Below are 15087 nucleotides of genomic sequence, written 5' to 3' on the forward strand. Positions count from 1 at the left end.
GGCCGTGCCCGGTCACGGTGTGGCCGTGCCCCCGTCCACGCCGATCGGCACAGGCGGCCGCGCCGCCTTGGCCGTCGCCTCCGCGCCGGGCCCGCACGCCGCCTCCAGCAGGTGGTCCCCGATCGCGAAGTCGATGGCGTGCGGGACGGGAACACCGTTCTCGTCGAGCTGCTGGTAGTTCCTCAGGTTGACGCCGAAGGCGAACTGGCGGCCTCCGCCGGCGTCGGAGAACGCGAAGGTCTGCATGCCGGGGACGCTCCCGTCATGTCCCCAGAACCTGCCGCACGGCAGGTCGATGGGGAAGATCCCGAGACCGTAGTCGATCACGGCGCCCGAGAACGACCGGACGGGCACGGTCTTCCGCATCTCGGCGAGCAGAGCCGCGTCGAGCAGTTCGCCGCGCAGCAGCAGCCGGAAGAAGCGGTCGAGGTCCTCCATCGTCGAGACGACCGCACCCGAGGTCCAGGCCCAGGACATGTCGTAGACGCCGTAGTCCCTGGGCGGGTCGAAGAACCCGAAGAGTGCCTCGTACGCCTTGGAGCTCGGCCCGGGCAGGTACGGCGTACGCGGGAACGACGTGTGCCGCAGCCCGGCCTTCCTGAAGACGTGGCCGGTGATGTACCGCTCGGCGCTCATGCCCGTCACCTTCTCCAGCAGCAGGCCGGCGATGCGGCACGTCACTTCGCGTCGGCGTAGCAGCGGACCGCGACCGCCTGCATGGGGAAGCGCACGGGCGTCGCCCCGAACAGCAGCCTGGCCGCCTCCTCGGCGGCCCGGCCGACCGCCGCGACCACCTCGTCGGCCTGGTCGGCCGGGCAGTGCACCATGACCTCGTCGTGCTGGAAGAACACCAGCCTGGCCGGGTCGGGCAGCAGGCCGCGCAACACCGCCATCAGCACGAGCGCCCACTCGGCCGCGGTCGCCTGGACGACGAAGTTGCGGGTGAACCGGCCCCGCTCGCGGGCCGCCCGGCCCCCCTCGGGCCCGGAGACCAGCTCCCGCCAGCCCGCCGAGGGCGGCGGCGAGGTGCGGCCCAGCCAGGAGCGGACCACCTTGCCCTCCTCCCCGGCGCGGGCCGCGTCCTCCACGAACCGGTAGGCCAGCGGGAAGCGCCGCCGCATCACGGCCAGCAGCTTGGGCGCGTCCCCGCTGGTGCCGCCGTACATCGCCGAGAGCATGGCGATCTTGGCGTTGTCGCGCTCGCCGCCGAACACCTGCGCCAGCGCCCGGTAGAGGTCGCTCTGCCCGGCCGCCCTGGCCAGCCCGCCGTCCCCGGCCATCGCGGCCAGCACCCGGGGCTCCAGCTGGGCCGCGTCGGCGACCACGAGCGTCCAGCCGTCGTCGGCCACGATCACCTTGCGCATCTGCTTGTGGATCTGCAGGGCGCCGCCGCCGTTGGTGGCCCAGCGGCCCGTCACCACGCCGCCGACCACGTACTCGGGGCGGAAACGCCCCTCGCGGACCCACTGGCCGGCCCAGGTCCAGCCGTGGAAGCTGTGGAACCTGGCCATCTCCTTGTACGCCAGCAGGGGCGCGACCCCGGGATGGTCGACCTGCCTGATGTCGCCGGCCCGGGTGGAGGCGACGGGCACGCCCGCCGCCTTGAAGGCGCGCAGGATCTGCTGCGGGGAGTCGGGGTTGAACGACGTGCCGAACGCGGCCGCCACCTCGTCGGCCAGCGCCTGCAGCTTGGCCGGCCGCATGCCGTGCACCGGGCGCGGGCCGAGCAGGCCGGTCAGCAGCTCGTCGTGCGCGTCCTCGCGCCAGGGGATGCCGTCGCGGGCCATCTCCGCGGCGATGAGCGCCCCGGCCGACTCGGCGGCGACCAGCAGCCGGAACCGCTGCGGGTCGGCGGTCTCCCCGACGCGGCGCAACTGGTCGGCGTGGACCTCGGCGACCAGGTCCGCGTCCGGCTCCGGTGTCTCCTCCTCGAACAGGGTCGCCTGCCGGGCCTGGGCGCCGTGCGGGTCGTCCGGCACGGGCAGGCCGCGCAGCCGCGCGTAGGCGGCCCTGGCCGAGCGGGGCTCGCCGAAGCGTCCCTCGTGGGCCAGGAGCAGGCCCTCGGTCAGCGCCAGGTCGTGACAGCGCGCCGGCCGCACGCCCGCGGCGAGCAGCGCCGGGTAGATCTCGCGGGTGTCGGCCCAGACCCAGCGCGGGCGCCGTTCCTCCAGCCGGCGGACCTCCGCGGCCAGGTCGGCGACGGCCCTGGCGGGCTCGCCGTCGGCGCGGAGCACGCCCCCGCCCGCACCGGCGGGCGCGACCGACACGTTCATGCCCCCCACAGTGCCACGCCGCCCCGACATTCCCGCCTCCCCCGTGTCCCCGCGTTCCCGGCGTTCCCCGCGTTCCCGGCGTCGCCGGTCAGGCGAGCGGGACGGCGAGCGGGATGGCGATCTCGTCCTCCAGCGGCGGTTCGAGCTCCTGCGGCAGGCAGCCGGTCGCGGCGAAGCAGCGGATCCTCAGGGTGCCGGCCGTCACCGAGACGTGCAGGAAGCTCTTGAAGAACGGCGGGGTGTCCCAGTCCGACAGCTCCGACAGGTAGCGGTGGAAGGTCCTGCCCACCGGCAGCCGCAGCGGCATCGGCCAGCCGCCGAGGATCCGGGCCGCCCAGCGCATCCGGAAGGTGATCGGCACGGGCGGGATGTCGCGTACCGGGGTGTTGCCGATCCGCCGGGACATCAGCGCCGCGCTCTCGGCGGGCGTGAGGTAGAGCCAGCGCATGCGCAGCCGGTCGCTGTAGAGCCTGCTGTAGAACGACAGCGAGTCACCGCGCAGCGGGTAGCAGCGGTAGTCGTCCTCGTGCAGGCCGGCGACGGTGACCCGGGGGATGGTGTGGGTGGCGTGCATGAACGCCCCCGACCCGCCCGCCACGATGTACTGGATGGTCCGCTCCCCCACCCTGATCGGGAAGCGCTGGTAGTTGTGCACGTCGCCGCCGATCGCCGCGACGTAGTTGTGCGCGGGGTCGGTGACGATGTCGTCGACGGTGCCGCCGCCGGCCAGCTTCGACGGCTTGTACTCGTTGCGGGTGTAGATGGGCTTGCCGGTGACGAGCACCTTGGGCCTGGGGTCGAGCGAGACCTCGCGCAGCCAGGCGGCCTGCTCGGCGTCGATGTCGCCGCGGATGCCGGTGTCCACGCCGACGAGCATCAGGCCCGGGGTCTCGATCGCCCAGTACGGGGCGGGCTGGACGGCCTGCTGGCCGGGCCGGGAGCGCCGCTCGCGCGCCCTGGCCAGCCGGGCCTCGTCGATCGGTTCCGGCCTGCTCCACAGCAGCCCGCGCAGGCCCGAGGGCGCGGGGCTGAACCCCTTGGGCGGGCGGGCGTCGCAGAAGACGCGCATGAAGCCGCCGAGCCCGTCGTACCAGTCGTGGTTGCCGGGGACGGCGTAGATCGGCGCGGGGTAGTCCTGGAAGGGGCGGAAGAACTTGTCCTCGTACTCGTTGCCGGATCCGGTGGGGTAGACCACGTCGCTGGCGACGACCGCGAAGGAGGTGCCCTCGCCGATCCTCAGCATGCCCGGCACGACGGCGTACTGCGAGGAGTCGCCCTCCCCGGTGTCGCCCAGGAGCAGGAAGGAGAACTCCGGGCCGACGTCCACCGGGATGCGGAAGGAGGCGTCGACGCCCCGCTCGCGCTGCGCGGCCGTCCACCGGGAGCGGACCTGCCCGGACGGGTCGCCGAACAGGATCGCCAGCACCTCGTTCCTCGACCGCCAGATCGTGCGCGGGTCGAGCCAGGAGAAGGGTTTCTCGCTGGGCAGCAGGTCCCTGAAGGTGCCGATCCGGGAACAGGACCAGCCCGCGCCCTCCTCCGACACCCGGGAGGAGACCTCACGCCCGCGTTCCGCCGCCCGCCCCGCCGCATCGACCATGTCCATATCTTGGCAATGATCATAGGAAGTCGCATCCGATCCGGGCGAAGGCGACCGGTCCGGGGATCTCCCGCCGTGCCCCCTGGAATATGGTTCTCCCGTGTACGCCTACTGGGAGACGGTTCCGACCAGGTGGAAGGACAACGACGTGTACGGCCACGTCAACAACGCCGTCCACTACTCGATGATGGACACGGTGATCAACTCCTGGCTGATCGGCGTCGCCGGGCTCGACGTCCACGGCGGTGACGTCATCGGCCTGTGCGTCGAGTCGCACTGCGTCTACCGGTCCTCGGTGTCCTTCCCCGAGCCGGTACGGGTCGGGCTGCGCGTCGGCCACCTGGGCCGCTCCAGCGTCCGCTACGAGCTGGGGCTGCTGCGCGAGGACGGCGAGACGGTCGTGGCGGAGGGTCATTTCGTCCACGTGTTCGTCGACCGGGGATCCCGGCGGCCCGCGGAGATCCCCGGGCCGCTCCGCGGGGCCATGGAGACCCTGGTCGTCGCGGGGTGACCTCCCCGCTCCGGGGTCTCAGCCCAGCAGGACTCCCGGGTTGAGGATCCCCTCCGGGTCGAGCCGGTCCTTGACGCCGCGCAGGATCTCCACGCCCAGTTCGCCGATCTCGGCGGCGTGGGCCTCCCGGTGGTCGCGGCCGACGCCGTGGTGGTGCGAGATCGTGCCGCCCGCCCCGATGATCGCCTCGTTCGCCGCCCGCTTGGCCGCCTCCCACTGCCCGAGCGGGTCGGCGGTCTGCGCGGTGACGACCGTGAAGTACAGGCTGGCGCCGGTGCCGTACACGTGGGAGATGTGGCACATGACCAGCGGCGAGCCGAGCGAGGCGCCCAGCGCGAGGCGCACGGCGTCGTACAGGCGGGGCAGGTTCGACCAGAAGCCCGCCGTCTCCAGCGTCTCGACGGTCGCCCCGGCGGCGAGCAGCGCGTCGCGCAGGTAGGGCGCGGAGTAGCGTCCGTGCTCCCACGCCCGGCCCGGACCGGTGCCGAGGGGGACGCCGCCGAGTCCGGAGAGCACGGCCGTGGCGCGCTCGCGCCGGGCGGACACCTCGGCGGAGGTGCCCTCGTAGCCGGCGATCGCCAGGCAGCCCGCCCCGGCCGAGGACGTGCCGATCTCCCCGGGCCTGGCCAGGCCGATCATCGTCTCGGTCTCGTCGGACAGGCGCAGCACGGTGGGCGCGGCGTCCTGCTGGGCCAGGGTCCGCAGCGCGGCCGAGCCCTCGGCGAACGACGCGAACCGCCACCCCTCGTAGACGCGCTCGGCGGGGACGGGCCGGACCCGCAGCCGGAGCGAGGTGATCACGCCGAAGGCCCCCTCGGAGCCGAGCATCACCTGGCGCAGGTCGGGACCGGCGGCCGAGCGGGGCGCCCGGCCCAGGTCGAGGGTGCCGCGCGGGGTGGCCACGGTCATCCCGACGACCAGGTCGTCGAAGCGGCCGTAGCCCGCCGACGCCTGCCCGCTGGAGCGGGCGGCGGCGAAACCGCCCAGCGTGGCGTACTCGAACGACTGGGGGAAGTGACCTAGCGTGAAGCCGTGCGCGGCCAGCAGCCGTTCGGCCCGGGGGGCGCGCAGCCCCGGCTCCAGCTCGGCGACCATCGACTCGGCGTCCACGGCGACCAGCCGGTCGAGCCGGGCCAGATCCAGCGCGACGACCCCGGCGAAGCCCCGCCGGGAGGCGACCAGGCCGCCGACCACGGACGTGCCGCCGCCGAAGGGGACCACCGCGACCCGGTGCGCGGCGCAGGCCGCCAGCACGGCCAGCACCTCGTCGTGGCAGGCGGGCAGCACGACCGCGTCGGGCGCGTCGGAGCCGTCCCCGGCGCGCATCCGCAGCAGGTCGGGGGTGGACTTGCCGCGGGTGTGCCGGACGCGGGTCTCGTCGTCGAGACGTACGTGGCCGTCGCCGACCAGGTCGCGCAGCTCGGCGAGGAACGGCGCGGGGAGCGTGACGGGCGGGAGCCGCACCTCGTCGAGGGCGGCCGCCTCCGACCGGGGCGGGCGTACCCCCAGCAGGTCGCCGAGCAGTTTCCGGATCGGTTCCGGCAGGTCGGCGGCGCGAGCGGGGTCGCCCCAGCCGGACCAGAGCATGGGGTCCGCGGCGGCGGTCTGGTTGTCCACGTCTACACTGTGACACATGACGTCCATCCGTCACAATTCAGCCGCAGCGGGCGACCAGGTCCTCGACGCCGCCCGCGAGGTGATCCTCGCGGTCGGGGTGCGGCGCACCACGCTCACCGACGTGGCCCGCAGGGCCGGGCTCTCGCGGATGACGATCTACCGCCGCTGGCCCGACGTGCGCGGCCTGGTGGCCGACCTGATGACCCGGGAGTGGGTGCGCGTCGCGGACGGGTTCGCCACCGAGGACCCGGTCACCGCGGCGGTGGCGACCGTACGGGCGCTGCGCGGCCACCCGCTCTGGCGGAAGATCGTCGAGGTCGACCCGGAACTGCTCCTGCCCTACCTGCTGCGGCGCCGGGGCGCCAGCCACAGGGCCATGCTCGCCCTGGTCGAGTCGGCGATCGTCCGGGGTCAGGGGGCCGGCACCGTGCGCGCGGGTGAGGCGGCGAGGCTGTCGGCGGCCGTGCTGCTGACCGCGCAGTCGTTCCTGCTCTCCGGCTCGACCATGCTCGGCCCGCTCACCGAGGACGACCTGGACGCCGAGCTGACCGCCCTTCTGGAAAGGTACCTGCGCCCGTGAACTCCTCTCTGAACGCCGCCCGCCGGGCCCGCGAGCTGGCCGAGACGCGCGACCTCGTGGTCGACGTGCTGGTGGTGGGGCTGGGGGCCACCGGCGCGGGCGTGGCGCTGGACGCGGCCTCGCGCGGCCTGTCGGTCGCCGCGATCGAGGCGCACGACCTGGCGTTCGGCACCTCCCGCTGGAGCTCCAAGATGATCCACGGCGGGCTGCGCTACCTGGCCAAAGGACAGATCGGGGTGGCGTACGAGAGCGCGGTGGAGCGCGGCCTGCTGCTCGGGCGCACCGCCCCGCACCTGGTGCGGGCACAGCCGTACCTGCTGCCGCTCCTCCCGGAGGTCTCCCGCCGGCACGCGACGCTGGTGATGACCGGCTACCGGCTCGGCGACGGCCTGCGGGCCGCGGCGCGCACCCCGCGCCACCTCCTTCCCGGCCCCTCGTGGATCTCCGCCCAGCAGGCGCTCGCCCTGGCCTCCCCGCTGGGCTCGCGCGGGCTGCGCGGCGCCCTGCTGTCGTGGGACGGGCGCCTGGTGGACGACGCCCGCCTGGTGCTCTCGGTGGCCAGGACGGCCGCCTCCCACGGCGCCCGGGTGCTGACGCGCTGCCGGGCGCTGGAGGTCTCCGGCGACGGGGCTCTGGTCCGCGACGAGCTCGCCGGGGAGACCTTCACCGTCCGGGCCAGGGCCGTGGTCAACGCCACCGGCGTCTGGGCCGCCGGCCTGCACCCGGGCATCCGGATGCGCCCCTCGCGCGGCACCCACCTGGTGCTGCGGCCCGAGACGCTGCCGGGACTGACCGCGGGGCTGCACGTGCCGATCCCGGGTGAGAGCAACCGGTTCGTCCTGGTACTCCCCCAGCCCGACGGGCGGGTGCACGTCGGCCTCACCGACGAGCCGGTGGACGGGCCCGTCCCGGACGTCCCGCAGGCCCCCGAGGAGGACGTGACCTTCCTGCTGTCGGTGCTGAACTCCGTGCTGGAGGAGCCGGTACGGCGCGAGGAGGTGGCCGGCACCTACGCGGGGCTGCGCCCGCTGCTGGACGGGGAGGGCCGCACCTCCGACCTGTCCAGGCGGCACGCGCTGCTGACCACGCCCGACGGGCTGGTGACGGTCGTGGGCGGCAAGCTGACCACGTACCGGCGGATGGCCGAGGACGCGGTCGACCTGGCCGTGTCCCTGAGCCGGCTCGACGCCGGGCGGAGCCGCACCGCGGCGCTGCCCCTCGTCGGCGCCGTCCCCGACGACGGCCGCGACGACGGCCGCGACGACCGGAACGGCGGGCGCCGACGCGGACGTGACGGCGGAGGCGACGGGAACGGCGGGCGCGGGCGGAACGGCAGGCGTGGCCGCGACGGCGGGGATCACCGGGCCGGCGGCGGAGGCGGCGGGGGTACCGACCGGCTGCTGGAGCGCTACGGCAGCGAGGCGGGCGCGGTACGGGCGCTGATGGCCGAGGAGCCCTGGCTGGCGGAGACCGGGCCGACCGGGGTGACCGGGGCCGAACTGGTCTGGGCGGTCAGGCACGAGGGCGCCCTGGACGTGGACGACCTCCTCGACCGCAGGACCAGGATCGGCCTCGTCCCCGCCGACCGCGAGGCCGCGCTTCCCGCGGCACGGGCGGCCCTGACCTACTGACCCGGCCCGCCGGCACCACGTGAGCGTTCCCCGGACACGGCGTGGGCGGCGCGCCGTCGCCGCACGGGCCTCCCGGGTGCCGACGTGAGTCCGCGGTCGCTCCCGGGTGCCGACGTGAGTCCGCGGTCGCTCCCGGACGGCGGAGCCCGCACGAGGCCGCGTCCTCCGTTGTGAAATTTTCACCGTACGGCCGAACGTTTCCACAGCTCATCGCGTGCCGTACCATCCCGCGCTTGCCCCCGGCCGACGGCGGGGCCAGACTCCGCCGGGGTGCCACCCTTCCGCGGGTGTGCGGGCGGTCCGCGCCTCCGCCGCACCGGCACGCCGGTCGGCACGAGGAGATGTTAACGCTAACGCGATCAGAGTCCGCCCTGGCGGCGGCACCGGAGGCCGGCGCCTCCCCGGCCGGGCGGACCGAAAAGGTGCGGACGAGCACCGAAAGCTGCAAGGAGACGACATGACGCAGGACCAGAACGAGCCCGTGAGCGGCGCGCGAAGGGCGTTGAACCGGAGGACCGTCCTGACGACGATGGGGGCCCTGCCGGTCATCGCCGCCACGGCCTCGGTCCTGGGCGCCTCGGAGGCCGCGGCCGCCACGGCGGTCATCGATCCGTCGGCGCGGCGGCAGACGATCCGGGGCTTCGGCGGCATGGCCTTCGCCTCCTGGATCGGCGACCTGACGGCCGCACAGCGGGACACGGCGTTCGGCACCGGCGAGGGGCGGCTGGGATTCTCCGTGCTGAGGATCCCCGTCCCCGAGAACCAGGCGGACTGGGGCCGCGACCTGGCGACGGCCAAGCGCGCGATCGAGCTCGGGGCGATCGTCTTCGCGTCGCCGTGGAACCCTCCCGCGAGCATGGTCGAGACCTTCACCCGCGGCAGCCAGACCGACGCGAAGCGCCTCAAGTACGGCTCGTACGGCGCCTACGCCCAGCACCTGAACGACTTCACCACGTACATGCGGAACAACGGGGTGAACCTGTACGCCATATCCATCCAGAACGAGCCCGACTACGCGCACACCTGGACGTGGTGGACCCCGGCCGAGATCCTCCGGTTCCTGCGCGAGAACGCCGGCTCGATCGGCACCCGGGTCATCGCGCCCGAGTCCTTCCAGTACCTGAAGAACATCTCGGACCCGATCCTCAACGACCCCGTGGCGCTCGCCAACGTGGACGTCATCGGGGCCCACCTGTACGGGACGCAGTTCTCGAACTTCCCCTACCCCCTCTTCAAGCAGAAGGGCGCGGGCAAGGAACTCTGGATGACCGAGGTCTACCACCCCAACAGCAGCGATTCGGCGGACCTGTGGCCCCAGGCGCTCGACGTGGGGGAGCACATCCACCGCGCCATGGTGGACGCCGAGTTCCAGATGTACGTCTGGTGGTACATCCGGCGTGGTTACGGCCCCATGCGCGAGGACGGCCAGATCAGCAAGCGCGGCGCGATGATGGCGCACTTCGCCAGGTTCGTCCGGCCCGGCTACGTGCGGATCGACGCCACGGCGAACCCGGCGTCGAACGTCTACGTCTCGGCGTACCGGGGCGGTGACTCCAAGGTCGTCATCGTCGCCGTCAACAAGGGGACCTCCGCGGTGAGCCAGCAGTTCACCGTGGCGAACAGCGCCGTGTCCGGCGCCTCGTCCTGGCTGACCGACGCGAGCAGGAACGTCGCGCCCCAGGGAGCGGTGAACGTCTCGAACGGCTCCCTCGTCGTCACGCTTCCCGCCCGGAGCGTGACGACCTTCGTGGCCGACCTGGGCGACGGCCCCACCCCCACTCCCACTCCCACCCCGACGGCCACGCCCACGCCGACGCCGACCCCCGGCACGGGGCCCCGGGTCGCCTACACGATGAGCCCCTGGAACAACGGCTTCACCGCCAACATCAGCATCACCAACACCGGGACCTCGGCGATCAACGGCTGGACGCTGGTCTTCACGCTGCCCTCAGGCCAGTCCCTCACCTCGGGCTGGAACGCCGTCTACACCTCCTCCGGCGGCCAGGTGAGCGCCCGCAACGTCGGCCACAACGGCACGCTCGCCCCCGGGGCCACCATCGACATCGGCTTCCAGGCCACCCACACCGGCAACACCGCCGAACCGGCCGCCTTCACCCTCAACGGCATCCCCTGCACCGTGGCCTGACCGGCGAGAGATCCTTCCCCGAGGACCGGCCGCCACGAGCGGCCGGTCCTCCGGCGCGTCCGGACCGAATCACCGCCGAAGGCATGATCTGGTTGATCACGGGCAGAAGGGGCGGCGGGCCCGTGAAGGGCGGGTCCCGCCGGGGCGCCCCGAAAGGGTCCTCGCCGACAGGTCGCCCTCGCCCGGCTTTACCGGCCCGACATCGTTTCCATCTCCACTACCCTCGTCAAAGCGTTAGGTTAGTCTTACCTAAGTCGAGGGGGAGAGCGTGGGCACGGGGAACGGCGCGTCCAGGGCGAGCATTCCGGGCAAAGGGTGCACGCACCCTCCCGGCTGCCACACGGGCGAGATGCCCGTGCTCGCCAGCGCCACGGTCGGGGCCCGCTTCTGGTTGCTCATCGAGCACTCGGGCCCCTGGGCCGACCGCCTGGAGAACTGCGTCCTCCCCGAGGACGTCCACACCCTCATCAAACGGGCCGGCCGCCTCGGCGTGCGGGCCCAGCTCATCCGCCGCCCGGACCGCAGGAACTCCGCGGGCGGCGGCATCCACGTCATGGTCGCGGACTCCACCGCCGCCGAGCCCTGGATCGCCGAGGGCATCATCGCAGGTCCGGACGATCTTGCCCTTGACAAGCTGGTGGCCGGAGTGGTCCCGGAGTCCTGCATACTTGTGAGTGAGCCGGTTTTTCTGGTCTGCACGCATGCCAAGCGCAACGCGTGCTGCGCCCGCATTGGACTACCCATAGCTCGGTCCTTGGCAAAAAATTTGCCGGACACAGTATGGGAAACATCACATGTTGGTGGCGATCTCTACGCCGCCAACCTTGTGTGCTTGCCACACGGCCTTTACTACGGCAGCATGTCTCAGGCTGCTGCGATCGCGGCAGCCGACGCGTACCGGTCCGGTGAGGTCATCCTCGACCGTTTCCGGGGACGCGCGGGCATCCCTGAGCCACTGCAGGCCGCCGAACATTTCGTCCGCGTCCATACGGGTGAACTTTCGGTCGGCGGAGTGGCCGTGGAATCCTCCAGGTTGGACGGCGCCGTCACCGAGGCAGTTGTGCGCGGTAATGGCGCTCGTTTTCGGGTAGTGGTTGAACCCATGACGCTGACAACGCCATGTGGTACGGCTTGCGCCGACACGATCACGACCTATCGGCTGGTAACGCTGGACAGGGTAACCCCTGTGCTGTATGCCACGTCCGCTCTGACGTGACCTGAGGGAACATCACGGCCGATCCAGGCGTTGGATCCAGGGACGTCACAAGCGTCCGATGCGGCATAAAACCCGAAATACCTCTCACTATAAGGTGGTTTTCTCATGTCTCAGGTACGTCGGCAGACCGCCCGGCCCCGGCCCAGCTGGGGCTGGCAGGATGACGCCGCGTGCCGGGGCGAGGACCTCGTGCTCTTCTTCGGTCCCGACGGTGAGCGTCAGCCCGAGCGTGACATCCGCGAGCGTAAGGCCAAGGCGATCTGCGCCCAGTGCCCGGTTCGCGCCGAGTGCCTGGACTACGCGCTCTCCCGTCCGGAGAAGTACGGCACCTGGGGCGGCCTGAACGAGGACGAGCGCGCCTCCGAGCGTCGTCGTCGCATGCGCCGCGCTGCCAGCGCCGGCATCAGTGCCGTCGCCTGAGCAGCCCCTCCTCCACCCGGCTTCCCCCAGACGTGTGATCTCGCTCACCCCTGTCGCGAGATCACACGTTTTCATGTCGGGACCCGCGCGTGCGGCCCCCGGGACGGGCGGCCGCACGGCGCGGGCGTCTCACGCGCTCAGGGCCGGTTCCGGCCCGTCTTGCGCATCTCCTTGGTGATGATCTTCCACTTGTTGTGCATCTCCTTGCGGAGCCGGGCGTCGCTCCGGGACGCCATCCACGCCGCCTCCCGCTGAAGCTTCTTCCAGCTCTCCAGCCGCCGCTCCGGCAGTGTGCCGTCCTCGATGGCGGCGATCACGGCGCAGCCCGGCTCGGTGTCGTGGTGGCAGTCGCCGAACCGGCATCTCCCGGCGAGCTCCTCCAGGTCCGAGAAGACCATGTCGACGCCCTCGCCCATGTCGTACAGGCCGATGCGGCGGATGCCGGGGGTGTCGATGACGAGCCCGCCCCCGGCGAGCGGGATGAGCTCGCGGTGCACGGTGGTGTGGCGGCCCCGGCCGTCACCGGCCCTGACGTGCTGGGTCTCCATGACCTCCTGCCCGGCCAGGGCGTTGACCAGGGTCGACTTCCCCGCGCCCGAGGCGCCGAGGATCACCGCGGTGCGGCTGCCCTCCAGGTAGCCGCGGACGATGTCGACCCCCTCCCCGCTGACGGAGCAGACCGGGTGCACGTCCACGCCCGGCGCGGCGGTGGCGACCTCGTCCAGGAGGTCCCCGAGGCTCTCGCCGATCAGGTCGGACTTGGTGACGAGCACCACGGGCCGGGCCCCGCTCTCCCAGGCGAGCGCGAGCAATCGCTCGATCCGGCCAAGGTCGGCGGTGTCGGTGGCGTGCAGGGCGGGTTCGGCGACGAAGACGACGTCGACGTTCGCGGCGAGTACCTGCCCCTGGGAGTCACCGGACAGGCCGCCCCGGGAGACGCGGGAGACCCCGCCCCGGACGAAGGCGGTACGCCGGGGCAGGAGCGCCTCCAGCTCGAAGCGCCCCTCGGCCAGGCGGCGGATCCCCACCCAGTCGCCGACGCAGGGCAGCGCCACCGGGTCGGCGGCGGCGGCCCTGCGCACCCGGGCGCCGTAGTCGGCCCGCAGATGACCGGCGGCGGCCAGCACCTCGGCGGCGCCGCGGTCGACGCGGGAGACCCGGGCGGGGAGCAGCCCGTCGGGCAGCTCGGCGGTCAGAGAGTCGTCCCAGCCGAGCGAGGCGAGGGGTGACGGCGAGGAGGCGGCGGTCGAGGACGTCGGCGCCGGGGACGTCGGCGCCGGGGACGCGAACGGCGAGGACGACGAAGAGGAGAACGATGAAGAGGATGAGGACGAGGACAACGTGGTCACACCTTCGGTGAAGGCGGGTGCCCTGTCGTGAGATCGATCAGGCAGGCACCCGGAGGTTGATGAACGGCAGGCTCGTCAGAACAACCCGCATGGTCCCCACCTCCTGTGCCTCGCGGCCGCCCCCTGCGGGACGGCGTCTTCGGGAGAACTCTAACGCACCGCCTCCGAGGGAGGGCAACCCTTTTACCGGCATGCGGCGGACCGGCACGGGCATGACACGAGCCGCTGTGAACCGGCGCGGACCGGTACAGGTCGACGCGGACCGGCGAGGGACGGCCCGGGGACGACTCAGGACGTCACAAGAACGACTCAGGACATCTCGGGACGGCGAAAGGCTCCGGGACGCGGTGGCGCGTCCCGGAGCCTCGTCGTGCTCCACGGACCCGGGAGCCATGGCTCCCGGGGCCTCGTCGTGTTCCGGACCCGGGAGCCGTGGCGTCCCGGGCCTCGCCGGTGTCCTACAGCCCGGGGACCGGGAAGCGGGCGGTGAGCTCCCTGACCTCGCCCTGCACGCGGGTGATGACGTGCGCGGCCTCGTCCTCGCCCTTGGCCAGCGCGGTCACGACCTCGTCGATCCAGGCGCCGATCTGCCGCATCTCGGTCACGCCCATGCCGCGGCTGGTGACGCCCGCGGTGCCGATCCGGATGCCGGACGGGTCGAACGGCTTGCGCGTGTCGAACGGCACGCTGTTGTAGTTGGTCTCCAGCCCGGCCTTGTCCAGGGCCTGCGCTGCGGGCTTGCCGCCGACGCCCTTGGGCGTCAGGTCGAACAGGATGAGGTGGTTGTCCGTGCCGCCGGAGACCAGGTCGAAGCCGCGGGCGAGCAGCTCCTCGGCCAGCGCCTGGGAGTTCACCACGATCTGGCGGGCGTACTCCCTGAAGTCGTCGGTCGACGCCTCCTTGAGCGCCACCGCGATGGCCGCGGTGGTGTGGTTGTGCGGCCCGCCCTGCAGGCCGGGGAAGACCGCCTTGTTCAGGGCGGTGGCGTGCTCGTCGGAGGTGGCCATCAGCATGGCGCCCCGGGGTCCGCGCAGGGTCTTGTGCGTGGTGGTGGAGATCACGTCCGCGTGGCCGACCGGCGACGGGTGGGCCCCGCCGGCGACCAGGCCGGCGATGTGCGCGATGTCGGCGGCGAGCACGGCCCCGACCTCGCGGGCGATCTCGGCGAAGGCCGGGAAGTCGATCGTGCGCGGGACCGCCGTACCGCCGCAGAAGATGAGCTTGGGCCGCTCGCGGAGGGCGATCTCGCGCACCTCGTCCATGTCGACGCGGCCGGTGTCGCGGCGCACCCCGTAGCGGACCGGGTTGAACCACTTGCCGGTGGCCGAGACCGACCAGCCGTGGGTCAGGTGGCCGCCGAACGGCAGGCCCATGCCCATCACGGTCTCACCGGGCTTCAGGAAGGCCAGGTAGATCGCGAGGTTGGCGGGCGAGCCCGAGTAGGGCTGGACGTTGGCGTGGTTCACCCCGAACAGGGCCTTGGCCCTGTCGATCGCGAGGGTCTCGATCTGGTCGATCACCTGCTGGCCCTCGTAGTACCGCTTGCCGGCGTAGCCCTCGGAGTACTTGTTGGTCAGGACGGTGCCGGTGGCCTCCAGGACGGCCCGGGAGACGTAGTTCTCCGAGGCGATCAGCTTGACGGTGTCGGCCTGCCGCCGCTCCTCGGCCTGTACGAGCTCGGCGATCTGCGGATCCACGCTGGAAAGAGCGCTCATGCGCCTTCACTCCCCTGTCATCGTCGACA

General features: G+C 72.6%; 12 protein-coding genes. 6 read left to right on the forward strand and 6 right to left on the reverse strand.

Annotation, left to right across the window (positions count from 1 at the left end; genetic code table 11):
• Positions 1 to 12: 12 nt before the first annotated feature.
• From ACLQ2R_RS32835 to ACLQ2R_RS32845, 3 genes are all read right to left on the reverse strand, one after another.
• The gene (locus tag ACLQ2R_RS32835; RefSeq protein ID WP_425965219.1) at positions 13 to 681 is read right to left on the reverse strand and encodes a serine hydrolase domain-containing protein; all 669 of its coding nucleotides are present in this window, start codon (positions 679 to 681) and stop codon (positions 13 to 15) included.
• On the reverse strand, positions 678 to 2273 hold the full coding sequence (locus ACLQ2R_RS32840) for a bifunctional 3'-5' exonuclease/DNA polymerase (protein WP_425965221.1): 1596 nt from the start codon (positions 2271 to 2273) through the stop codon (positions 678 to 680). The genes ACLQ2R_RS32835 and ACLQ2R_RS32840 overlap by 4 nt, the downstream gene beginning before the upstream one ends.
• 88 nt (positions 2274 to 2361) lie before the next feature.
• Entirely contained in the window at positions 2362 to 3873 is a 1512-nt protein-coding gene (locus tag ACLQ2R_RS32845; protein ID WP_425965223.1) for a metallophosphoesterase family protein, read from the reverse strand.
• Between the two features lie 100 nt (positions 3874 to 3973).
• Between ACLQ2R_RS32845 and ACLQ2R_RS32850 the strand changes: the two genes are divergently transcribed.
• Positions 3974 to 4384, forward strand: coding sequence for an acyl-CoA thioesterase (locus ACLQ2R_RS32850; protein ID WP_425965225.1), 411 nt, complete (start codon positions 3974 to 3976; stop codon positions 4382 to 4384).
• An 18-nt stretch (positions 4385 to 4402) separates the two neighbouring features.
• Here the strand turns inward: ACLQ2R_RS32850 and ACLQ2R_RS32855 are convergent, their stop codons facing one another.
• The gene (locus tag ACLQ2R_RS32855; RefSeq protein ID WP_425965377.1) at positions 4403 to 5971 is read right to left on the reverse strand and encodes an FAD-binding oxidoreductase; all 1569 of its coding nucleotides are present in this window, start codon (positions 5969 to 5971) and stop codon (positions 4403 to 4405) included.
• 46 nt (positions 5972 to 6017) lie between these two features.
• Between ACLQ2R_RS32855 and ACLQ2R_RS32860 the strand changes: the two genes are divergently transcribed.
• From ACLQ2R_RS32860 to ACLQ2R_RS32880, 5 genes are all read left to right on the forward strand, one after another.
• Complete coding sequence (locus ACLQ2R_RS32860; RefSeq protein ID WP_425965227.1) at positions 6018 to 6581, forward strand: TetR/AcrR family transcriptional regulator; 564 nt, start codon at positions 6018 to 6020, stop codon at positions 6579 to 6581.
• Positions 6578 to 8212, forward strand: coding sequence for a glycerol-3-phosphate dehydrogenase/oxidase (locus ACLQ2R_RS32865; RefSeq protein WP_425965229.1), 1635 nt, complete (start codon positions 6578 to 6580; stop codon positions 8210 to 8212). The genes ACLQ2R_RS32860 and ACLQ2R_RS32865 overlap by 4 nt, the downstream gene beginning before the upstream one ends.
• A 457-nt stretch (positions 8213 to 8669) precedes the next feature.
• On the forward strand, positions 8670 to 10358 hold the full coding sequence (locus ACLQ2R_RS32870; RefSeq protein WP_425965231.1) for a cellulose binding domain-containing protein: 1689 nt from the start codon (positions 8670 to 8672) through the stop codon (positions 10356 to 10358).
• A 349-nt stretch (positions 10359 to 10707) separates the two neighbouring features.
• Positions 10708 to 11574, forward strand: a complete 867-nt coding sequence (locus ACLQ2R_RS32875; RefSeq protein WP_425965233.1) for a sucrase ferredoxin — start codon at positions 10708 to 10710, stop codon at positions 11572 to 11574.
• Positions 11575 to 11679: 105 nt separating this feature from the next.
• Positions 11680 to 11994, forward strand: a complete 315-nt coding sequence (locus ACLQ2R_RS32880; protein WP_012893126.1) for a WhiB family transcriptional regulator — start codon at positions 11680 to 11682, stop codon at positions 11992 to 11994.
• 137 nt (positions 11995 to 12131) lie between these two features.
• Here ACLQ2R_RS32880 and rsgA read toward each other — a convergent pair whose 3' ends face one another.
• Together rsgA and glyA are read right to left on the reverse strand one after the other, a co-directional pair.
• Positions 12132 to 13334, reverse strand: a complete 1203-nt coding sequence (rsgA, locus tag ACLQ2R_RS32885; protein WP_425965236.1) for a ribosome small subunit-dependent GTPase A — start codon at positions 13332 to 13334, stop codon at positions 12132 to 12134.
• Between the two features lie 467 nt (positions 13335 to 13801).
• Positions 13802 to 15058: a serine hydroxymethyltransferase gene (gene glyA, locus ACLQ2R_RS32890; protein ID WP_425965238.1), complete on the reverse strand. Its 1257-nt coding sequence runs from the start codon at positions 15056 to 15058 to the stop codon at positions 13802 to 13804.
• Between the last annotated feature and the right edge of the window lie 29 nt (positions 15059 to 15087).

The sequence above is a fragment of the Streptosporangium sp. DT93 genome, assembly GCF_049844535.1.
In the GTDB taxonomy this organism is placed as follows: Bacteria; Actinomycetota; Actinomycetes; order Streptosporangiales; family Streptosporangiaceae; genus Streptosporangium.